This window comes from Rhodanobacter sp. C05 (assembly GCF_002001165.1).
Taxonomy (GTDB): Bacteria; Pseudomonadota; Gammaproteobacteria; order Xanthomonadales; family Rhodanobacteraceae; genus Rhodanobacter.
Genome location: NZ_MUNQ01000006.1, coordinates 337,317 through 358,527, shown reverse-complemented (window position 1 = coordinate 358,527; position 21,211 = coordinate 337,317). Strand labels below are relative to the sequence as shown.

Sequence of the window (21,211 nt, the reverse complement as noted above, 5' to 3'; positions counted from 1 at the left end):
GCCGCTTAGTCATGCATGGTCACCCGATCCGGAACCGGCTTGGTCTTTTCCCAGCCGAAATGCGTGTAGGCCCAAAGGAACGCGAAGAAGCCGAAGTACAGCAGCGTCATCAGACGGCCAAACGCGTTTTCCCAGGTCGTGAGGTCGACATTGCCGAACCACTCGGGTATCACTTCCGCGGTGATGCCGGCACCGACCGCACCGAGGCCGAAGAACGCGATCACGAACACGCCCAGCGCAACCTTGTAACCGGTGCCGCGGTAGCGGATCGACTTGACCTGACCGCGGTCGAACCACGGCATCAGGAACAGCACGGCAATCGCGCCGAACATCGCCAGCACACCCCATACGGCCGTTCCGGCGAACGAGGGGATCATGCGCACGATCGCGTAGAACGGAGTGAAGTACCACACCGGCTTGATCTCGGCCGGAGTGACCAGGTTGTTGGCCATGATCGAGTTGTCATGCTCGAGGAACCAGCCACCGAAGGTCGGCGCGAAGAAGATGATGAACGCGGCGATCAGCAGGAAGAAGCCCACGCCGAACATGTCCTTCACCGTGTAATACGGGTGGAACGGAATGCCGTCGGCCGGCTTCAGCGCGTCCCAGCGGTTGCCCTTGGGACCCTTCTTGATCTCGACGCCGTCCGGGTTGTTCGAACCCACTTCGTGCAGCGCGGCGATGTGCAGCACCACCAGCAGCAGCAGCACGAGCGGCAACGCGATCACGTGCAGCGCGAAGAAGCGGTTCAGCGTGGCATCGGCCGGCAGGAAGTCGCCCATGATCCACTCGACCAGGGTGCTGCCGATCACCGGGATGGTGCCGAACAGCGACACGATCACCTTGGCACCCCAGAACGACATGTTGCCCCACGGCAGCACGTAGCCCATGAAGGCCTCGGCCATCAGCACCAGGAAGATCAGCATGCCGAGCAGCCACACCAGCTCGCGCGGTTTCTTGTACGAGCCGTACATGATGCCGCGGAACATGTGCAGGAACACCACCACGAAGAACAGCGACGCGCCGGTGGAATGCATGTAGCGGATCAGCCAGCCCCACTCCACGTCACGCATGATGTACTGCACCGAGTCGAAGGCTCCCGCCGCGCTCGGGTTGTAGTTCATGGTGAGGAAGATGCCGGTGACGATCTGGTTGACCAGCACCACGATCGCCAGCGAACCGAAGTAGTACCAGAGATTGAAGTTCTTCGGCGCGTAGTACTCCGTCATGTGCTTGCGGTACATCGGCATCATGTTCGGTGCGCGCTCGGTGACCCAGTCACCGATGTTCGTGAATACGTTGGCCATTACGCAGCCCCCTTCGGATCCACGCCAATCTGGATGGTCGAATCGTCGATGAAGTTGTACGGCGGAATTTCCATGTTCTTCGGCGCCGGCACACCCTGGTATACGCGACCGGCCATGTCGTAGCGCGAATGGTGGCAGGGGCAGTAGTAGCCACCCTGCCAGTTCGGATCGAACGGCTCCGGCTTCATCTCACCCACGAAGTTCGGCACGCAACCCAGGTGGGTGCAGATGCCGACCATCACCAGCCATTCCGGCTTGATCGAGCGGGTCTCGTTCTGGGCGTACTTCGGTTGCTGTGCGGCGGAACTGCCATCCGACTTCGGATCGACCAGTCGCGAGTCCTGTTGCGGCAATGACGCCAGCTGGGCCGGCGTGCGGTTGACGATGAACACCGGCAGGCTGCGCCAGCCCACGATCAGCTGTTGACCGGGCTCGATCTTTTTCAGCGACTGGGTAACCGGAGCGCCAGCGGCCTTGGCACGCGCGCTGGGTTCCCACGACTTGATGAAGGGCACAGCTGCCGACACGATTCCTAGACCACCCACCACCGCGGTGGTTGCTGTCAGGAAACGGCGGCGGCCGTGATCGACGACTTCGTTCGCCATCAGGCTCTCCGGTACTTGCAATACATGGTGGGGTTTGGGGCCCCGCAAAAATCGCGTTAGTGTAGCGTCAGGCCCCGCCCCGTACAATAAAACTGCATCCCGGCGAAGTCGATCCGCCGTGACTTTAGCCACGATTTGCCGGAACCCCTCCCTTCGACATGAAACATGCCGCCGGCACGCTTGCCTTCATTGCCCGCTTCGTCATCCTCGGTCTGGCGATGGCGTTCGTGGTCAGCCTGCTCTGGCCCGGCAGTGGCGAACGGTTGCGTGCACGTTTCGGCCTGGCCACAACATCGTCGCCACCGGCAGCTGGCGCCACGCATCCGGGCAACGGCCCGGTATCGTATGCCGATGCGGTTGCCGTGGCGGCCCCTTCGGTGGTGAACATCTACGCCAACAAGATCGTCACCGAACAGGCGGTGAAGATGTACGACAACCCCGTGCTGCAACAGCTGTTCGGTGGGCAGCCCACAACCTATCAGCATCGTGAGCAGACGCTTGGCTCCGGCGTCATCGTCAGCGCGCAGGGCCAGGGTTATGTGCTGACCAACAACCACGTGATCGCCCAGGCCGCCGACATCCAGGTACTGCTGTACGACGGCCGCATCGCCAAGGCCACCTTGGTCGGCGCCGACGAGGAAACCGATCTGGCGGTACTGAAGATCGATGCCAGCAACCTGCCGGTGATCCGCATGGCCGACCAGCAGCCATTGCGGGCTGGCGACGTCGTGTTGGCGATCGGCAACCCGCTCGGCCTGAACCAGACCGTCACGATGGGCATCGTCAGCGCCGTGGGGCGGCAGTTGAACAGTGCCAGCGCCGAGGATTTCATCCAGACCGATGCAGCGATCAACCTGGGCAACTCAGGCGGTGCACTGGTCAATACCGAAGGTGAACTGGTCGGGATCAATACCTTGCTGATCGGCAAGGCAGCCGGCGCAGAAGGCATCGGCTTTGCAATACCGGTCGCCACGGCACGGAAAGTACTGGATCAGCTCATCGCCACCGGCCACGTCGTGCGTGGCTGGCTGGGCGCCGACTATGCCTTCGTGCCGGTGGCCGCCAATGGCGGCCTGCCGGCGGCGGCACGTGGCGTCCAGGTCACCGAGGTCACCCCGGGCAGCCCGGCCGAGCAAGCCGGCATCAAGGCACGCGACATCCTGTTGCGCATCGGCAATGACGACATCCTCGATCCGGCAGACCTGCGGCGGCGCGAGGCCGCACTGAAGCCCGGCAGTACTGTGGAAGTCTCCGGCCTGCGCGACGGCAACCCGTTCCACTCCGAGGTCACCCTGGCGCAACGGCCACCGATGAGTGCCAATACGACGCTGGGCGACTGATTCAACCGGGCCCGCGTGCGATCGCCAGCGGTGGATGGATCGCCGTGCCATAACGCTTGCGCAGGGTTTCCACGCGCTCCACATATACCTGGGTCTCGGCATAGGGCGGCACTCCGCTATAGCGCTGTACCGCACCCGGCCCGGCATTGTAGGCAGCGGCGGCCAGCCGTTCGCTGCCATTGAAGTTGTGCAACAGCAGGCTCAGGTAACGCGCGCCGCCGCGGATGTTCTGATCGGTGTTGAACGCATCCAGCACACCCATGTCGCTGGCCGTGGCTGGCATCAGCTGCATCAGGCCCTGTGCACCCTTCATCGACAGCGCGCGTGGGTTGAATGCACTCTCGGCATGGATGATCGCGCGCAGGAATGCCTCGTCGACACCGTATTCCATGCTGGCGGCCCGGATCGTGTCGGCATAGGCGGTCAGGTTGAGCGACACGCTGCCCCAACGGATCGTCGAGTGCAGGTCGCAGGCGACGCAGGTGGCGATATAGGTGAACAGCATGGTCACGGTGCGGCCCTTCTGGCCCGCAACTGGCAGATTGGTGTATTCCACACTGCCGTCTGCCCGCACGATGCGGTAGACCGCCCCGCGCAGGATGCGATTGCCGGGATCATCCACAACCGCTGCCGCCGGTGCCTGCGCATCGTGTGATTCGTGATAGCTCCACTGGCCTGGCGTGCCAGCGGCGGCGGTGGCCAATGGCAGCTTGGCTGCCGTTTCTGCTGAACCATGCACGGCAGCGAGTGATGTTTGCACCGGCATTTCGTCGAGTCGTCGTGCGCTGGTCTCCACCGTCCCATGTACATTAGCGAGCGAAGTCGTCGGGACATCGTCTGCAGCGAGCAGACGTGCGGTTGTTTCGACCGAGCCAGTCACCCCAGTCAGCGAAACACGGGGAGGGGGTGGCATCTGGCTACGAGGCGCTGGCGCCGTATAGGTACTTATCACCTTGCAGCCGTGATAACCGACCTTGCTGCTGCTGAACGCCACTTCGCCACTGGCACCGATGCACTGATACAGCGTGCCGGCGCGCACCCAGGAACACCAGCCTCCTACCCAAAGCAGCGCACAGCCCAGCGCGACCCGGGACAGGATCGTGCGTAAAGGGAAGCTCCCGGCAAGCCGATCGACGCTTCCCCCGTGACTTGCGACGTCGAACATGGGCGCAGTGTGCCGCCATGCGCTTCCCGCGCCAAGTGTGCGGTCGCCATTTCGTGCGCCATGCAGCGTTCGCCGAATGCTTCGACCGTGAACACTTGCAGCCTTGCCCCGTACCGCGCCAATTGCCGCAAGTGCTTGATCTCTCATGTCAGATCGACTGGCAGGCCTGCCTGCAGACAGGTAAACTGCAGGGTTCAGCGGATTGCACCTACTGCTTCACGAACCACGGTATTCCCACGCCATGAGCGGCAAGCTTTTCATCAAGACCCACGGTTGCCAGATGAACGAGTACGACTCGGCCAAGATGGCCGACGTGCTCAAGGCGTCGCACGGCATGGAGCTGACCCAGGACGAGGCCGAGGCGGATGTGATCCTGATCAACACCTGCTCGATCCGCGAGAAGGCGCAGGAAAAGGTGTTCAGCCAGCTCGGTCGCTGGAAGCAGCACAAGAAGGACGGCAAGCCGGTGCTGATCGGCGTTGGTGGCTGCGTGGCATCGCAGGAGGGCGAGGCGATCGTCAAGCGTGCGCCGTACGTCGACCTGGTGTTCGGCCCGCAGACCCTGCACCGCCTGCCCCAGCTGATCGAGCAGCAGCGCGCCAGCGGCAAGCCGCAGGTCGACATCAGCTTCCCCGAGATCGAGAAGTTCGACCGCCTGCCCGAACCACGCGCCGAAGGCCCGACCGCCTTCGTCTCGATCATGGAAGGTTGCTCGAAATACTGCAGCTACTGTGTGGTGCCGTACACGCGGGGCGAGGAGCTCAGCCGTCCGTTCGACGACGTGATCGTCGAAGTCGCCAAGCTTGCCGCGCAGGGCGTACGCGAGGTGAACCTGCTCGGCCAGAACGTCAACGCGTATCGTGGCCCGACCCACGACGGTGGCATCGCGGATCTCGCCGTGCTGATCCACGCCATCGCACAGATCGACGGCATCGGCCGTATCCGCTTCACCACCTCGCATCCGCTGGAGTTCTCCGACTCGCTGATCGAGGCGTATGCCAACGTGCCGCAACTGGCCAACTACCTGCACCTGCCGGTGCAGGCCGGTTCGGACCGCATCCTCAGCGCGATGAAGCGCGGCTACACCGCGCTGGAGTTCAAGCAGAAGATCCGCAAGCTGCGCGCGGTGCGGCCGGACATCTGTGTCTCGTCCGACTTCATCGTGGGCTTCCCCGGCGAGACTGCCGAGGATTTCGAGAAGACCATGAAGCTGATCGACGATATCGGCTTCGACCAGAGCTTCTCCTTCATCTTCTCCTCGCGCCCCGGTACGCCGGCGGCGAATCTCGCCGACGACACGCCGGCGACCGAGAAGCACGCACGACTGACCCGGCTGCAGGCAACCATCAACGCAAACGCGAAACGGATCAGTCAGGCGATGATCGGCAGCGTGCAGCGCGTGCTGGTGGAAAAGCCCAGCACCCGTGATCCGAACGAGCTGACCGGGCGCACCGAGAACATGCGCTTCGTCAATTTCTCCGGCCATACGCGGCTGATCGGCCAGTTCGTCAACGTGGTGATCAATGAGGCCATGAGCAATTCGCTGCGTGGACGTCTTCAGCTGACCGACGATATGGCCGCCTGACATCCTCTTTCCTGCAACATATCCCTGCGCTTCCCGCCAAGGCTCCCGCCGCATGCATCGCACCGGTTACACCCTGCTGCTGTTCGCATTGTTGCTGTTCGGCGTGTTTTCCAGCGCGCGCGCCAGCGTCGCTGACGCACCCGGCGCCGACCTCGAAGTCTCGCTGATCACCTACGGTCCCGGCGAAACCTATTGGGAACGCTTCGGCCACGATGCGATCGAGCTGCGCGACAACGTCTCGGGCGAAGCGATCAACTTCAACTACGGCGTGTTCGATTTCAACGAGTCGAACTTCTTCGTCAACTTCGCCCGCGGCCGCATGCATTACCTGATGGATGCTGCGCCGAGCGGGCTCGACGAAAGCGACTACGTCACCGCCGGTCGCTCGGTGACCCGCCAGCGACTGGCACTGAACGCCGACCAGACCGCCGCACTGCGCGACTTCCTGTTGTGGAACCTGCGTCCGGAAAACGCTGGCTACAACTACGACTACTACGTCGACAACTGCACCACCCGCGTGCGCGATGCGCTGGACAAGGCACTCGGTGGCGTGTTGAAAAGCCAGCTCAGCGCACGCGCCGGCGGCATGACTTATCGCCAGCAGACAGCGCGTCTGATGAGCGCGCAACCGTGGTTGATGCTGGTGCTGGATCTGGGCCTGGGTCCGTATGCCGACCAGCCGCTCAACGCCTGGCAGGAAAGCTTTCTGCCGATGGTGCTGCAGGCGCAGATGCGTGACGCCCGGATCGACAACGGCCATGGTTCCCTGCAACCGCTGCTGCAGGACGAACAACTGCTGTCGCCAAACCGGCTGGAAGTGCCACCGCCGAACGCCCCTGATCTGCGGCTGCCGCTCGCCCTGGCCGGACTGCTGGCCGCTTCGCTGCTCGTCGCGGCACGACGCTGGTGGCCCACCGGTTACGCCCTGCTCGGCACGCTGTACCTGCTGCCGGCCGGGCTTGTCGGCATCTTGCTGCTGATGCTGTGGACGCTGACTACGCACCACTCGGCCTGGGCCAACGCCAATCTGTTGCTGTTCAATCCGCTTGCGTTCGTGCTGCTGCCCACGCTGTGGCGGGCCCGGCGCGGCTTGGCCGCAGCGCGTTTCATCGATGGCGTCATCGCATTGCAGCTGCTGGCCGGATTGGCCGCCGTGCTGCTGCATTTGCTGCCCGGCGTCGTGCAGCAGAACCAACCCTGGCTGTTGTTTGCCCTGCCCTGCTGGATCGCACTGGCGTGGAGTCTGCGGCGCACCGGCTGACCCCGGCGCCGCAGCTTCAGCTCATGACGTGTCAGTTCGGCAGGCGACGGATCTTCGCGCCGAGCACACCGAGCTTTTCCTCGATATTCTCGTAGCCGCGGTCGATGTGATAGACGCGATCGACGATGGTGTCGCCCTTGGCTACCAGGCCGGCCAGCACCAGGCAGGCCGAAGCGCGCAGGTCGGTGGCCATGATCGGTGCACCGCTCATCTCCTTGACACCTTGCACCACCGCGGTATTGCCTTCGAGGCGGATGTCCGCACCCAGCCGCTGCAGTTCATGGGCGTGCATGAAGCGGTTCTCGAATACGGTTTCGGTGACCACGCCGGTGCCTTCGGCGACGCAGTTGAGCGCAGTGAACTGCGCCTGCATGTCGGTCGGGAACGCCGGATACGGCGCGGTGCTGATGTTGACGGCCTTCGGACGGCGACCCTGCATGTCCAGTTCGATCCAGTCATCGCCGGTCGAGATGTGCGCACCTGCCTCTTCCAGCTTGGCCAGCACGGCGTCGAGCGTATTGGCGCGGGCATGACGTGCACGCACCTTGCCACCGGTCATCGCCGCACCGACCAGGAAGGTACCGGTCTCGATGCGGTCAGGCAGCACCTCATACTCGGCGCCATGCAGGCGCTCGACGCCATGGATCACCATGGTCGAGGTACCGGCGCCCTCGATCTGGGCACCCATCGCATTCAGACAATGCGCCAGATCGACGACCTCGGGCTCTTGCGCAGCGTTCTCGATCACCGTGGTGCCTTGCGCCAGGGTGGCCGCCATCATGATGTTCTCGGTACCAGTGACGGTGACCATGTCCATCAGGATGCGCGCACCCTTCAGCCGCGCCGCCTTGGCCTTGATGTAGCCGTTCTCGACCGTGATGTCGGCGCCCAACGCCTGCAGGCCGCGAATGTGCTGGTCGACCGGACGCGAGCCGATCGCGCAGCCACCCGGCAGCGAGACTTCGGCCTGACCGAAACGCGCCACCAGCGGGCCGAGCACCAGGATCGAAGCGCGCATCGTGCGTACCAGGTCGTACGGTGCCACGCAGGTGCTGGTGGTGCGCGGATCGACGTGCATCTTCATGCGGTCGTCCAGCACCAGCCGCACGCCCATCTGGCCGAGCAGCTCGATGAAGGTGGTGACGTCATGCAGGTGCGGCACATTGCCGATGCTGACCGGTTCGTCGGCAAGCAGGCAGGCGGCAAGAATCGGCAACACGGCGTTCTTGGCGCCGGAAATGCCGACCTCGCCATGGAGCGGCACGCCGCCACTGATCAGGATCTTGGCCATCGTTTTCCTTCGGTAATCAGGGGGAAATCCGGCTGCAGCCCTCAGCGGCGCGCCGCGACTTCCTCGGGAGTCAGGGTTTTCAGCGCCAGCGCGTGGATCGCGCCACCCATCAATTCGCCCAGCGTGGCATAGACCAGCCGATGCCGTGCCAGCGGCAGCTTGCCGGCAAACTGGCTGGCCACCACGGTGGCCTCGAAATGCACGCCATCGGCACCGCTGACCTCAGCCTGTGCTCCGGGCAGGCCGGTTTCGATCATTGCCTGGATGCTGGCTGGATCCATCGGGAATATTCCGTACACGAACCGGGGTCGCCGCGGCAGGATTCCGGCGCTGGCCAAATCCAAGGTGCGGCTTATGACGTTAAAATGAGAATATGCCATGGTAATGGAAATCCTCTGGCACAGAAACGACGGTGATTGCCGACCGGCATGACCGCTGCACAGTTGCCGCGACGATGCCGGCATCCGCCTTCCTTCTCCCGAGACCTCATGAACGCACGCATCGCCTCTCCCACTCCGATCGATCTGAACCCGGATGCGATCGCCCGTAGCGCACGCACGGTGATTGCCACCGAGGCAACGGCGGTGCAGGCACTTGAATCGCGGATCGGGCCGGACTTCGTCGAGGCCTGCCGGCTGATCCTGGCCTGCAAGGGTCGGGTGATCGTCAGCGGCATGGGCAAGTCCGGGCATGTGGCACGCAAGATCGCCGCCACCCTTGCCTCCACCGGCACGCCGGCGTTTTTCGTGCATCCGGGCGAAGCCAGCCACGGCGACCTCGGCATGATCCTGCCGCAGGATGTGGTGCTGGCGTTGTCCTACTCGGGAGAGACCGACGAGCTGTTGTTCATCCTGCCGGTGATCAAGCGCCAGGGCATCCCGTTGATCGCGATCACCGGCAAGCCCAACTCCTCGCTGGCGACCCAGGCTGACGTACACCTGGATGGCAGCATCTCCAGCGAAGCCTGCCCGCTCGGTCTGGCGCCGACCACCAGCACTACCGTCGCGCTGGTATTGGGCGACGCGCTGGCCATCGCGCTGCTGGAGGCACGTGGCTTCACTTCGGACGATTTCGCCCGCTCACATCCGGCCGGCAGCCTGGGCCGACGCCTGTTGCTGCATATCGGCGATGTGATGCACAGCGGCGACGACGTGCCCAGGGTCTCGCCGGACGCCAGCCTCACCGCTGCCCTGGTCGAGATGACCCGCAAACACCTGGGCATGACCGCCGTGGTTGATGCCGAACAGCGCCTGCTCGGCGTATTCACCGACGGCGACCTGCGCCGCGCACTGGACGACGAGGGCGTAAACCTGCGTGGTGCCACCGTGTCCGAGCTGATGACCCGCGGCCCGAAGACGATCGGCGCCGACAAGTTGGCTGCCGAAGCGGCGCAGTTGATGGAAAAGCACCAGATTCACGCACTGCTGGTCGTCGATGACGAACAACGCGTGGTCGGCGCGCTGAACATTCATGATCTGCTCCGTGCACGTGTGGTCTGATCGCACGTTGACCTTCAATCACCACTGCACGAGCCCATATCTTCCATGTATCTGGCTGACCTGCCTGCCGACCTCCTAGACCGTGCTGCCAAGGTGCGCCTGGCGGTGTTTGACGTCGACGGCACCCTGACCGACGGGCGCCTGTGGTACAGCGAGGACGGTCACGAGGCCAAGCTGTTCCATGTGCACGACGGTCTTGGCCTGAAGCAGTTGCAGACGAACGGGGTGCAGGTGGCCTTGATCACGGCACGGATCAGCCAACCGGTTGCGCTGCGTGCGCAGGAACTGGATATCGCCCACGTCTATCAGGGCCAGGGGGATAAGCGCAGTTGCCTGCTGGAACTGCTGGACGCCTTGCACCTGACACCTGAACAGGCTGCCTTCATCGGCGACGACCTGCCCGACCTGCCGCCGATGCGCATTGCGGGGCTGGCCGTGGCCGTGGCCAATGCACATCCCTGGGTCGCCGAGCAGGCGCACTGGCAGACCAGCAAGAGCGGCGGGATGGGCGCCGCGCGTGAAGTCTGCGACCTGATCCTGCTCGCCCAGGGCAAGAGCGCCGCCGAACGGGAGCGCTGGCAGTGAAGCTGTGGCTCTGGTTGCGTGACCGACGCCTGCCGGCCTCGATCGCCCTGATTGCCCTGGCGGCAGGTATCCTGCAGGTGTTGCAATGGTGGCTGGGGCCACCCGCGTCAAATCAGGATTTTGTCGGGCCGCCACGCTCCGGCTATACCTTGACCAATGCGCGTGTGACCGAATACGACGTCGATGGCACGCCTGGATTGCGTGTGCAGTCGCCACATCTCGAGCGCCGCGAGAGCGACGAATCGCTCTACCTCAATTCACCCACCTTCCAGATGCCTGCCAAGCAACCTGGCATACCGGATTGGGAGGGCGAATCCCTGTACGGCTGGGTCAACAAGCCGGGCACCCTGCTGAAGCTGCAGGGTCCGGTCTATCTGCACCGCCCGGCGTTCATCGATGCAACGGGTGTTGCCCAGCCCGTAGCCACCCTGCATACCTCGGAAATCACCGCGTGGCCGAAGGAAAACCGCATGGAAACCGCGGAGGCCGCCTTGATGACGCAGGGCGACAGTAGAATGAACGGCATTGGCATGCGCGCCAATCTCAACGAAAATCATCTGGAACTACTCCATGACGTCCACGGCACACTTATCCCGCGCCAGAAGAACCATCCGGTTCGGCCTGGTACTCCTGGGACTGCTGGCACTGCAACCGGCGTTGGCCAAGCAGGATGACCGCAACCAGCCGATGAACGTGGTGCACGCCGACAGTTTCGACGGCTTCAATGCACCCAACAGCATCACCACGCTGACCGGACACGTCCTCATCACCCAAGGCACCATGAAGGTGACCGGTGACCTGGCCAAGATCCACGTGGATGGCGACCAGCAGGTGAGCCGCATCGTGGTAACGGGCAAGCCCGCGCATATCGAGCAGTTGGACGACAGCGGCAATCTGATGACCGGCGACGCGCTCACGCTGGACTACGACAACATCAACGGCATTGCCGTGCTCATCACCGATGCCGTGGTGCACCAGCAGGGACGTGGCGAGGCGCATGGCGACAAGCTCACCTATAACACCCAGACCGCCTACATCACCGGCGAAAGCAACGGCGATGGCCGCGTACACATGACCTTCCTGCCAAAACCGCATCCGGTGACGCCGGCCAAGCCGGCCTCCACCCAGCCAGTGGCAGCACCCTCTGCCGCCAAGCCCGCCTCGGCATCCAGTGCAGCCAAGCCCGCTTCGACGCCGGCCAGCAGTTCGTCGACGTCTTCGCAGAGGCAACCATAACCGATGCTCTCCGCTGAAGGTCTGCAGAAAAGTTTCAAGGCACGCAAAGTGGTGCGTGACTTCGGTTTCTCGATCCGCGAGGGTGAGGTCGTCGGCCTGCTCGGTCCCAACGGTGCCGGCAAGACCACCTGCTTCTACATGGTGGTCGGCCTGATCGAGGCCGATGCCGGCAGCATCAAGCTGGACAAACAGGACATCACCGGCTTGCCGATGCATGCCCGCGCCAAGCTCGGCATCGGCTACCTGCCGCAGGAAGCCTCGGTATTCCGCCGGCTCAGCGTGGCCGACAACATCCTGGCGGTGCTGGAACTGCGCGAGGGCTTGAGCGAACAGCAGCGCAACAGTGAACTGGAAGGCCTGCTCGACGAGCTGAAGATCAGCCACATCGCCGACCAGAAAGGTGTCAGCCTGTCAGGTGGTGAACGTCGCCGCGTTGAAATCGCCCGGGCGCTGGCCGCACGGCCGCGCTACATGCTGCTGGACGAGCCATTTGCCGGCGTCGACCCGATCTCGGTCGGTGAAATCCAGCGCATCGTGCGCCACCTGAAGGAGCGCGGCATCGGCGTGCTGATCACCGACCACAACGTGCGCGAAACGCTGGGAATCTGCGACCGCGCCTACATCATGAGCGAAGGCGAGGTGCTGTCCCGCGGCACCCCGGCGCACATCCTCGCCGACGAAAGGGTGCGCGAGGTCTATCTGGGCCGCGAATTCCGCCTCTGATTCCTGTTCTTTAGTGTTGTGCGGCAAGCGGTTGCGTGCGGCTATGGCCGCGCCCGCAGGCAAGCGTTAGGATGACCGCGAATTCATTCGACCTGGCTGGCATGAAACCCGCACTGCAGTTTCGTCTCCACCAGCAGCTGACCCTGACGCCGCAACTGCAGCAGGCGATCCGTCTGCTGCAGTTGTCGCAGCTGGAGCTGGAAGCCGAACTGCGGCAGATCGCAGAGAGCAATCCGCTGCTGGAGTTCGCCGAGGAAATCGAGGACGAGGAAGCGGTCGACCGCGAAAGCGCCGAAAGCGAGTACCCGAGCGCCGAAAGCGTCGCTGCCGCAGGCAGCAGCCAGAACGACAGCGATGACAACAGCGAATGGGCTGATGGCGTCGTGGCTGAATCGCCGATCGATTTCTCCAGCAGCAGTGTCAGCAGCAGCGGCAGCGTCGGTTCCCGGGGCGACGATGATTTCGAACCGCAGAACGCTGCACCGGAGACACTGCAGCAACACCTGTTGTGGCAGCTCAACATGGCGCTGTTCAATCCGCGCCAGCACCTGATCGCCACCGTACTGATCGACTCCCTGAATGCCGACGGCTACCTGTCCGAGGGACTGGAGGCGGTACTGGCCGTGCTGCCAGCCGACCTCAAGGCCAGCCTCGACGAGGTCGACGCCGTACGCAAGCGGCTGCAGGGCTTCGATCCCGCCGGGGTGGGCAGCCTGGACCTGCGCGATTGCCTGCGCGTGCAGCTTGAACAGTTCGATCCGGGCACGCCGCAACGCGAACTGGCCCTGCGCGTGGTCGACAGCGAGCTGGAACTGCTGGCGCGCAATGACATCGCGAGACTGGCGCGCCGCCTGCGGGTCAGCGAGGACGACGTGACCTGCGCCGCGATACTGATCCGCAGCCTCGACCCGCGCCCGGGTGCTGCCCTCGACGCCACCCCGGTGGAATATGTCGCGCCGGATGTCTATGCGCTGCGCAACGGCAGCCGCTGGCAGGTCAGCCTGAACCCGGACGCACAACCACGGCTCGGACTCAACCAGCATTACTGCGGCCTGATCGCAAAGGCCCGCAGCGAAGACGCCAGCTGGATGCGCGGCCAGCTGCAGGAGGCACGCTGGCTGATCAAGAGCCTGGAATCGCGCGCCGAAACCCTGCTCAAGGTGGCCGAGGCTATCGTGCGCCGACAGAGCGCGTTCCTCGATTACGGCCCCGAAGCGATGCACCCGCTGGTACTGCGTGAAGTGGCCGAGGAAGTGGGCATGCACGAGTCGACCATCTCGCGCGTCACCACCCGCAAATACATCCATACTCCACGCGGCACGTTCGAGCTGAAGTACTTCTTTTCCAGCGGCGTCTCCACCGAGGACGGTGGCAGTGCCTCGGCTACCGCCATCCAGGCCATGTTGCGCAAGTTGATCGACGCGGAGGATGCACGCAGACCGCTTTCCGACCAGGCGATAGCCGAGGAGTTGCAGCGCAAGGGCATCCAGGTCGCGCGCCGCACCGTGGCCAAATATAGGGAGGGGCTGCGCATTCCCAGCTCCAGCGAACGTCAGCGCGCCAGCTGATCCGCGTCCCAAACCTGTCGGGAACTTGGTTCTCACAAAAGCGTTCCCATACCTGAGAGATGATTGACGATGTGCCGCCGCCCTCCCGGCTACGGCACGTCCATCCCGCCGCGAAACGCGGCCTGCAGCACCAGAGGAGGCGCCCCATGCAATTCCAACTCAGCGGCCAGCAGATTGAAGTCACCCCGGCCTTGCGCGACCACGCCACCGCCAAGCTTGACCGCCTCACGCGCCTCGACGACAAACTGCTCAGCCTTGCCATCGTGCTGTCGGTCGACAAGCTCCGACAACGTGCCGAGGGCACGCTGGGCGTGATCGGCGCCACCCTGCATGCCGAAGCCACCGAAGCCGACATGTATGCCTCCATCGACATCCTGTTCGACAAGCTGGTCAACCAGTTGCGCAAACATCGCGAGAAAGTCAGCGACAAGCATCAGCACGAGGCACGCGAAGCGCGCCAGTTCGGCTGATCCCTCCCGCGGCCCGCCCTCCGGCGGGCCGCCTTCGTTCCGAAGACGCCTAACCGTCCAAGCTGGCACAATGGTCACGTTGCCGCAGATGCCCACCGGGCTCGCCATGCGGCACAAGGGACCTTCGCTTGGACCGGATCAGCGCGCGACAACTCTACGACGGCGTCCACGAACGCATGGCCCTGCGCTGGCTGTCCGGCATGCGCGGGGAAACGCGCGTGATCGAACCCGGTGCCGCACAGTCGCGCCGGCCTTCGCTGATCGGCTACCTCAACGTCATCTATCCGAACAAGATCCAGATCATCGGCACCGAGGAACTGAACTTCCTCGACGCGCTGGATTCGCGCCAGCGCTGGGAGGTGATGCACAAGATCGCCGCCTACCAGCCGGTGGCACTGATCGTGACCAAGGACCAGGCGGTGCCGGCTGACCTGCGCGAGGTTGCCGAGGAAACCAACACGCCGCTGTGGATCAGCCCCAAACGCGGCCATGAGCTGCTTACCTATCTGCAATACCACCTGGCGCGCATGCTGGCGGCGAAGACTACCCTGCATGGTGTGTTTCTCGAGGTGTTCTCGATCGGTGTGCTGATCACCGGCGAAGCCGGCTCCGGCAAGAGCGAGCTGGCGCTGGAACTGATCAGCCGCGGCCATCGGCTGGTTGCCGACGACGCTACCGAGTTCACCCTGATCGCGCCGGACGTGATTGACGGCACCTGCCCCGAGCTGCTGCAGGACCTGCTGGAAGTGCGCGGCCTCGGCGTGCTCAACGTGCGCGAGATGTTCGGCCACATGTCGGTCAAGCCGTCCAAGTACCTGCGACTGGTGATCCACCTCAAGCCCATGCGCGAGGGCGAGGAAACCGATGCGCTGACCCGCCTCACCGGCGACATCGGCCATCGCGAGATCTTCGACGTGCCGGTACCGATGATCACCATCCCGGTGGCGCCTGGACGCAATCTGGCCGTGCTGGTCGAGGCGGCTGTGCGCAGCCACGCGCTGAAGAGCAAGGGGATCGACCCCGCACAGACCTTCATCGATCGCCAGGCGCACCAGCTGCGTCGGCTGCCTCCGTGGTGATGCCATGAACGAGACCAATCCACCCCTGCTCAATCCGCTGGTCGATCCGCACGAGATCCACCTGATCGTGCTCACCGGCATGTCCGGTGGCGGCAAGACGGTGGCGCTGCGTGCGCTGGAGGACCTGGAGTTCTATTGCGTCGACAACCTGCCCTCGGCCTTGCTGCCGCAACTGGTCAACGCCGTGATCGAAGGCAACAGCAAGCACCGGCGCATCGCGGTAGGCGTGGACGTGCGCAACCGCGGCGCGGATTTCGCGCACATGCCGACCGTACTGTCGGGACTGGCCGCCGCCGGCGTGCAGGTGCACCTGATCTTTCTGGACTGCAGCGATGCGGTGCTGATCAAGCGCTATTCGGAAACCCGTCGCCGCCATCCGCTGGCCACCCGCCGCGTGTCGCTGGCCGACGCGATCGTCGAGGAGCGCCGGTTGCTGCGTCCACTGATGGCGATCGCCGAGAAGGTGATCGATTCCAGTGAACTGAACGTGCACCAGCTGCGCCGCCTCGTCGCCACCGGTTACGCACAGGCGACCGAGGGACTCACCTTGATGTTCCAGTCGTTTGCGTTCCGCCGCGGCCTGCCGCTGGATGCGGATTTCGTGTTCGACGCGCGCTGCCTGCCGAACCCGCACTGGCATGCGCATCTGCGCCCGCTGTCGGGCAAGGATGCAGCGGTGCGCGAATTCCTCGACGCCGAACCGCTGGTCACCGAATACTTCGTCGATACCGCGCGCTGGCTCGATGCATGGCTGCCGCGCTTCGAGCAGGACGATCGCAGCTACGTGACGATCTCGGTCGGCTGCACCGGCGGTCGGCACCGTTCGGTCTACCTGGTCGAGAAGCTCGCTGCCTATTACCGCGATCGCCGCGAAGGTGTGCTCACCTTCCATCGTGAGCTGGAATGAAGATCATGCTGCATGAACACATCACCGGGAGCGTGTCATGAGCGTCGGCTTGCTGTTGATGACCCACGAGGCGGTCGGCCAGGCACTGATATCCGCCGCGCATCACGTGATGCCGAAACTGCCGCTGCAAGTCGCTGCAGTGGAGATTCCGCCACAGTCCGATCCTGACGTGATGCGTACACTGACCGTGCGCCATGCGCGCGAACTCGACCAGGGCGATGGCGTGCTGGTACTGGCCGATCTGTACGGCGCCACGCCATGCAATATCGGCCTGTCGCTCGGTGCGCTGGGTGTCCATATTCGCTGCGTGTCGGGGCTCAACCTGCCGATGCTGCTGCGCGTACTCAACTATGCGGAAAAACCACTGGACGAACTGGCCGAGATTGCGGCCAGCGGTGGCCGCGGGGGAATCTTCATCGATCATGCTTGAACAAGAAATCGTCGTTTCCAACAAGCTCGGCCTGCACGCGCGTGCCTCCGCCAAACTGGTGCAGCTGGTGCAGGGTTTCAAATCCACCGTGTGGCTGGTCAGCAAGGGTCGCGAGATCAACGCGCAGAGCATCATGGGCGTGATGATGCTGGCCGCCGGTATCGGCACCCCGCTGACCATCCGCGTCGACGGCCCGGATGAGCAATCCGCCTTGACCGCCGTAGCCGCGCTGTTCGAGCGCAAGTTCGACGAAGGAGCCTGAATGGATCGTGCGTCTGCCAAGCTGCTGGTTGCCCTGCCCATGCCGATCCGGCATGAGAAGCGGCGCGCATGAGGCACGTGCTCAACGGCACGATCGCTGCCCACGGCATGGCGCTGGGACGGGCCCGGCTGGTGCAGCCCAGCCGCTACACCGTCGACACCCGGCCGCTGGCCGAGGAAGAGATCGAGGTCGAGCTGGAGCATCTGCACCGGGCGCTGGACACGGCCCGGCAAGAGCTGCGCGAACTGCGCGGCAAGCTGCATGGCGCCTTGGCGCGCGAAGTCAACGAGTTCATCGATGCGCACAGCCTGTTGCTGGACGACGCGGAGTTGCTGCGCGGACTGGATGATCTGGTCCGGATCGGCCACTACCGCCCCGGCGCCGCACTGAAGAAACAGCGCGACCGTTTGTCCGCCGTGTTCGAGGCCATGGACGATCCGTATCTGCGCAGCCGCAAGGAAGACGTCGAGCAGGTGATCAATCGGGTGATCTCCGCCCTGCAGCGGCAGACCAGTCCAGAAGAACGCAAGCTGGCCGCGCGTGTGGGCGAGATCCTGATCGCCGACAGCATCGCGCCGGCCGACATGGCGCAGCTGGCCGGTAACGGCCTGCTCGGCGTGGTCGGCAGTTCCGGCAGCCCGTATTCGCACAGCGCGATCCTCGCGCGCAGCCTCGGCTTGCCGATGCTGGTCGGCACCCGCGACGCCCTGTCGAACATCCACGACGACGACCTGATCCTGCTCGACGCCGAGCGCGGCGAAGCGATCGTGCACCCCACCGCGCAGGACCTGTCGCGCTATCGCGCCTGGCAGCGCGAGGCGGTGATCGAGGGGCGCCGCCTGGCCAAGCTGGCGAACGCGCCCACGCGCACTCGCGACGATGTCGAAATCTGCCTGTACGCCAACGCCGAAACCCCCGCCGACGTGGCAAACGCGCGCGCGCGCGGTGCCGACGGTGTCGGCCTGTACCGTACCGAATTCCTGTTCCTCAAGCACAAGGGACTGCCATCCGAAGACGAACAGTTCATCGCCTATCGCGACCTGGTGATGGGCATGGGCGGCCTGCCAGTGACGATCCGCACGCTGGATCTTGGTGCCGACAAGGCCGATGCCGCCGGCCTGGTGCTGCGCGGCGAGGACAATCCGGCGCTCGGCGTGCGCGGCGTGCGCCTGTCATTGCGTTACCCGGCAGTGTTCTCCACCCAGATCCGCGCGATCCTGCGCGCTGCCTGCTACGGTCCGGTGCGCGTGCTGGTGCCGATGGTGACCCAGCCGGACGAACTGATCGCGGTGCGCACGCTGTTCAAGCTGGCCCGGCAGGAACTCAAGCGCGAGAACATCGACCTGCCGGAGAAGCTGCCTCTCGGTGCGATGATCGAGGTGCCTGCGGCAGCGATCAACGTGCGCGCACTGCTGGAGCACGCCGATTTCCTCGCCATCGGCACCAACGACCTGGCCCAGTACGTGCTCGCCGCCGACCGCGGCAACGATGCGCTGGAGAACATCTACAACCCGCTGCAACCAGCCCTGCTGCGACTGTTGTCGCACGTGATCAGCGCCGGACGCCGCGCGAAGAAACCGGTGAGCCTGTGCGGCGAGATCGCCGGCGACGTGAACTTCACCGCGCTGCTTCTGATGCTGGGCCTGCACGAATTCAGCATGCATCCGGGGCAGATCCTGCAGGTGCGCGACCGCCTGGCCACGCTTGACCACACTCACCTTCGACGCCATGCCGCACGGCTGTTGCGTGCACATACGCACGAACAAGCCGAGGCTCTGCTGAGCGAAATCGTGGGCGCTTCAGCCCTGAACTGAAATTCAGGCATCCCGCCTGCAGCCCATCGACAGGCAATGCATTCGCAGCCCCCTGATTCCCAATTTTTCACGAATGGTTCCGGTACTTTTTACATATCCCGGCGCACTGTCGACGGTCAGGGGAATGCGGCAGCGTGTGATTCGGACGACCCGGAATTCAACACGGCAACTCCGACTATCCCGCGCACCGATCAACGGTTACGGGGAGGAACCATCGTGAAGAAATCACTTTTTGCCGGACTGCTCGGAGGACTGCTGGTGGCTTGGTGGATGCCCACGCCAGCCATGGCACAGAGTGCCTTCGACGGCACCTGGAAGGTCGACCTGAGCAAGGTCCATGCACCGAAGAAGCCGGACGTCCTGCTGCTGCAGAACGGCATGTACGACTGCAAGACCTGCGCCCCGGCGATCAGCATCAAGGCAGACGGCACGGGCCAGCAGGTCACCGGGCACCCATATTTCGACATGATGGCCGTCAAGGTTGTCGACGATCACACCATCCAGGAAACAGACAAGAAAGCCGGCAAGGTCGTCGCAACATCCACCATGACGGTGGCTCCCGACGACAAGACGGCGACATTCGAATTCACCGACAGCAGCAACACCAATGCGGATCCGGTGACGGGCAAAGGCACCATGATGCGCGTCGCCAAGGGTCCGGCCGGCGCGCACGCCATTTCCGGTTCATGGCGAACGACAAGCTACGGCAATGTCTCGGACAACGGGCTGACCTTCACCTACAAGGTCGACGGCGACAGCCTGAGCATGACCAGTCCGACCGGGCAGTCCTACAGTGCGAAAACGGATGGCACGGATGCGCCATACAAGGGCGATCCGGGGACCACCAGCGTCTCGGTGAAGAAGCTCGACAAGAACACCCTGCAGGAAACTGACAAGCGCGATGGCAAGGTGATCAGCATCGCGAAAATGACGGTTGCGGCCGATGGCAAGACGATGACCATCGCGGTCAACGACAAGCTGCGCGGAACCAGCATGTCGCTTGTGGCGGCGAAGCAATAGAACTGCCGCGAATCACGCTTTATTCCAGCGACTCTCGCACGCACACGACTTCAGGGATTTCGCAGGCCATGGATGGCCTGCAGACTTCTGCGCGAACTCAGCCGCCAAAGCCGGTGCTGTCGAGAAAGGCATCCAGCAAGGCTCCGCGATATTTCTGCCTGTGCAACAGCAACGAAAGCTTGCGGCGCAGGTCCAGGAACGGCGTTTTCAGCGCCTTCAACCGTCCCGTTGCCAGCGCATCGGTCACCGCGACCACGGGCAGGCAGGCGATGCCGAGTCCGGCGACCACGACCTGCTTGATCGCCTCGATCTGGTCGAGTTCAAGCACGGTCTCGCCGGGCGGCAACTGTGCCAGCACGCGTTCGCTGATCGCGCGCGTGGCCGAACCGGGCTCGCGCAGCACCCAGCGAGCGCCAGCGAAATCCGCCGGCTTGAGGCTGCGCTTGCGCGCCAGGGGATGCTCCGGCGGTGCGCACACCACCAGCAGGTCGTCACGCCATGGCCGCACTTCCAGCAAAGGGTGGGTCACCGGCCCTTCGACACAACCAATGTCCAGACTATGATCGAGCACGCCGGCGGCAATCGTCTCGGTGTTCCCCACACGCAGACGAATCGCCACCTGCGGATGCGCGCGCACGAACGCGCCCAGCAGTTCACCGACGCGGTAATTGCCCACGGTGTTGCTGGCGCCGATGCGCAGCTCCCCCCCCAGCGCGGTGCCATCTTCACTGCCGCGCCGGCCGAATTCGGCATGCCTCTCCAGCAGTTCCTGCGCCAGCGGCAGCAATTCGCGTCCGCGCGCGTTCAGGCGCAAGCGACCGCGCTCGCGCGCAAACACCGGCGCATCCAGCTGCCGCTCCATTTCCGCCAGCGCCATGCTGGCGGCCGGCTGGGTCAGGTACAGCCGCTCAGCGGCGGCACGCACGCTGCCGTGCAACGCGATCTGCACGAACACATCCAGCTGGCGCGGACTGATATTGATCATCAGCTGATCTTATCAGTCCTCCTTATACATCTGATCAGATATTCCAAGTTTTCCTGATTGATGCGGACGCGGACAATGG

22 protein-coding genes are annotated in these 21,211 nt (G+C 64.1%); 16 read left to right on the top strand and 6 right to left on the bottom strand.

Annotated elements, in window-relative coordinates:
- Window positions 1-5: 5 nt before the first annotated feature.
- Both B0E51_RS04185 and petA read right to left on the bottom strand, forming a co-directional pair.
- On the bottom strand, window positions 6-1,307 hold the full coding sequence (locus tag B0E51_RS04185) for a cytochrome bc complex cytochrome b subunit (protein WP_077443572.1): 1,302 nt from the start codon (window positions 1,305-1,307) through the stop codon (window positions 6-8).
- Window positions 1,307-1,912: a ubiquinol-cytochrome c reductase iron-sulfur subunit gene (gene petA / locus B0E51_RS04180; protein ID WP_077443571.1), complete on the bottom strand. Its 606-nt coding sequence runs from the start codon at window positions 1,910-1,912 to the stop codon at window positions 1,307-1,309. The genes B0E51_RS04185 and petA overlap by 1 nt, the downstream gene beginning before the upstream one ends.
- Window positions 1,913-2,070: 158 nt before the next feature.
- On the opposite strand from petA, the gene B0E51_RS04175 reads away from it, so the two are divergent.
- Window positions 2,071-3,252, top strand: a complete 1,182-nt coding sequence (locus B0E51_RS04175) for a trypsin-like peptidase domain-containing protein (RefSeq protein ID WP_077443570.1) — start codon at window positions 2,071-2,073, stop codon at window positions 3,250-3,252.
- Window position 3,253: 1 nt separating this feature from the next.
- On the opposite strand, the gene B0E51_RS04170 is transcribed toward B0E51_RS04175, so the two are convergent.
- Complete coding sequence (locus tag B0E51_RS04170; protein WP_077443569.1) at window positions 3,254-4,417, bottom strand: lytic transglycosylase domain-containing protein; 1,164 nt, start codon at window positions 4,415-4,417, stop codon at window positions 3,254-3,256.
- A 241-nt stretch (window positions 4,418-4,658) separates the two neighbouring features.
- Here B0E51_RS04170 and miaB point away from each other — a divergent pair, with 241 nt between their 5' ends.
- Window positions 4,659-6,002, top strand: coding sequence for a tRNA (N6-isopentenyl adenosine(37)-C2)-methylthiotransferase MiaB (gene miaB / locus B0E51_RS04165; protein ID WP_077443568.1), 1,344 nt, complete (start codon window positions 4,659-4,661; stop codon window positions 6,000-6,002).
- A 52-nt stretch (window positions 6,003-6,054) separates the two neighbouring features.
- Entirely contained in the window at window positions 6,055-7,263 is a 1,209-nt protein-coding gene (locus B0E51_RS04160) for a DUF4105 domain-containing protein (protein WP_077443567.1), read from the top strand.
- 31 nt (window positions 7,264-7,294) lie between these two features.
- Here B0E51_RS04160 and murA read toward each other — a convergent pair whose 3' ends face one another.
- Both murA and B0E51_RS04150 read right to left on the bottom strand, forming a co-directional pair.
- On the bottom strand, window positions 7,295-8,554 hold the full coding sequence (murA, locus tag B0E51_RS04155; protein WP_077443566.1) for a UDP-N-acetylglucosamine 1-carboxyvinyltransferase: 1,260 nt from the start codon (window positions 8,552-8,554) through the stop codon (window positions 7,295-7,297).
- 41 nt (window positions 8,555-8,595) lie between these two features.
- Entirely contained in the window at window positions 8,596-8,835 is a 240-nt protein-coding gene (locus B0E51_RS04150) for a BolA/IbaG family iron-sulfur metabolism protein (protein WP_077443565.1), read from the bottom strand.
- Window positions 8,836-9,042: 207 nt separating this feature from the next.
- Here B0E51_RS04150 and B0E51_RS04145 point away from each other — a divergent pair, with 207 nt between their 5' ends.
- From B0E51_RS04145 to B0E51_RS04085, 13 genes are all read left to right on the top strand, one after another.
- On the top strand, window positions 9,043-10,053 hold the full coding sequence (locus tag B0E51_RS04145) for a KpsF/GutQ family sugar-phosphate isomerase (RefSeq protein WP_077443564.1): 1,011 nt from the start codon (window positions 9,043-9,045) through the stop codon (window positions 10,051-10,053).
- Window positions 10,054-10,098: 45 nt separating this feature from the next.
- A complete protein-coding gene (locus B0E51_RS04140; RefSeq protein WP_168172568.1) occupies window positions 10,099-10,638 on the top strand; it encodes an HAD hydrolase family protein in 540 nt (179 codons plus the stop codon).
- Entirely contained in the window at window positions 10,635-11,312 is a 678-nt protein-coding gene (lptC, locus tag B0E51_RS04135; protein ID WP_077443562.1) for an LPS export ABC transporter periplasmic protein LptC, read from the top strand. The genes B0E51_RS04140 and lptC overlap by 4 nt, the downstream gene beginning before the upstream one ends.
- A complete protein-coding gene (gene lptA, locus B0E51_RS04130) occupies window positions 11,296-11,874 on the top strand; it encodes a lipopolysaccharide transport periplasmic protein LptA (protein WP_343124657.1) in 579 nt (192 codons plus the stop codon). Before lptC ends, lptA begins: the two co-directional genes overlap by 17 nt.
- A 3-nt stretch (window positions 11,875-11,877) precedes the next feature.
- A complete protein-coding gene (gene lptB / locus B0E51_RS04125; RefSeq protein WP_077443560.1) occupies window positions 11,878-12,597 on the top strand; it encodes an LPS export ABC transporter ATP-binding protein in 720 nt (239 codons plus the stop codon).
- Window positions 12,598-12,698: 101 nt separating this feature from the next.
- Window positions 12,699-14,165, top strand: coding sequence for an RNA polymerase factor sigma-54 (locus B0E51_RS04120; RefSeq protein ID WP_077443670.1), 1,467 nt, complete (start codon window positions 12,699-12,701; stop codon window positions 14,163-14,165).
- A gap of 146 nt (window positions 14,166-14,311) precedes the next feature.
- The gene (gene raiA / locus B0E51_RS04115) at window positions 14,312-14,635 is read left to right on the top strand and encodes a ribosome-associated translation inhibitor RaiA (RefSeq protein WP_077443559.1); all 324 of its coding nucleotides are present in this window, start codon (window positions 14,312-14,314) and stop codon (window positions 14,633-14,635) included.
- Window positions 14,636-14,763: 128 nt separating this feature from the next.
- Entirely contained in the window at window positions 14,764-15,714 is a 951-nt protein-coding gene (hprK, locus tag B0E51_RS04110) for an HPr(Ser) kinase/phosphatase (protein ID WP_077443558.1), read from the top strand.
- Window positions 15,715-15,718: 4 nt separating this feature from the next.
- Window positions 15,719-16,621, top strand: coding sequence for an RNase adapter RapZ (gene rapZ / locus B0E51_RS04105; RefSeq protein WP_077443557.1), 903 nt, complete (start codon window positions 15,719-15,721; stop codon window positions 16,619-16,621).
- A 37-nt stretch (window positions 16,622-16,658) separates the two neighbouring features.
- Window positions 16,659-17,051, top strand: coding sequence for a PTS fructose IIA subunit family protein (locus B0E51_RS04100; protein WP_077443556.1), 393 nt, complete (start codon window positions 16,659-16,661; stop codon window positions 17,049-17,051).
- The gene (locus tag B0E51_RS04095) at window positions 17,044-17,313 is read left to right on the top strand and encodes an HPr family phosphocarrier protein (protein ID WP_077443555.1); all 270 of its coding nucleotides are present in this window, start codon (window positions 17,044-17,046) and stop codon (window positions 17,311-17,313) included. The genes B0E51_RS04100 and B0E51_RS04095 overlap by 8 nt, the downstream gene beginning before the upstream one ends.
- 68 nt (window positions 17,314-17,381) lie before the next feature.
- Window positions 17,382-19,127, top strand: coding sequence for a phosphoenolpyruvate--protein phosphotransferase (gene ptsP / locus B0E51_RS04090; protein WP_077443554.1), 1,746 nt, complete (start codon window positions 17,382-17,384; stop codon window positions 19,125-19,127).
- A gap of 216 nt (window positions 19,128-19,343) precedes the next feature.
- Entirely contained in the window at window positions 19,344-20,147 is an 804-nt protein-coding gene (locus B0E51_RS04085; protein WP_254424401.1) for a hypothetical protein, read from the top strand.
- 97 nt (window positions 20,148-20,244) lie between these two features.
- Here the strand turns inward: B0E51_RS04085 and B0E51_RS04080 are convergent, their stop codons facing one another.
- A complete protein-coding gene (locus B0E51_RS04080) occupies window positions 20,245-21,132 on the bottom strand; it encodes a LysR family transcriptional regulator (protein ID WP_077443553.1) in 888 nt (295 codons plus the stop codon).
- Between the last annotated feature and the right edge of the window lie 79 nt (window positions 21,133-21,211).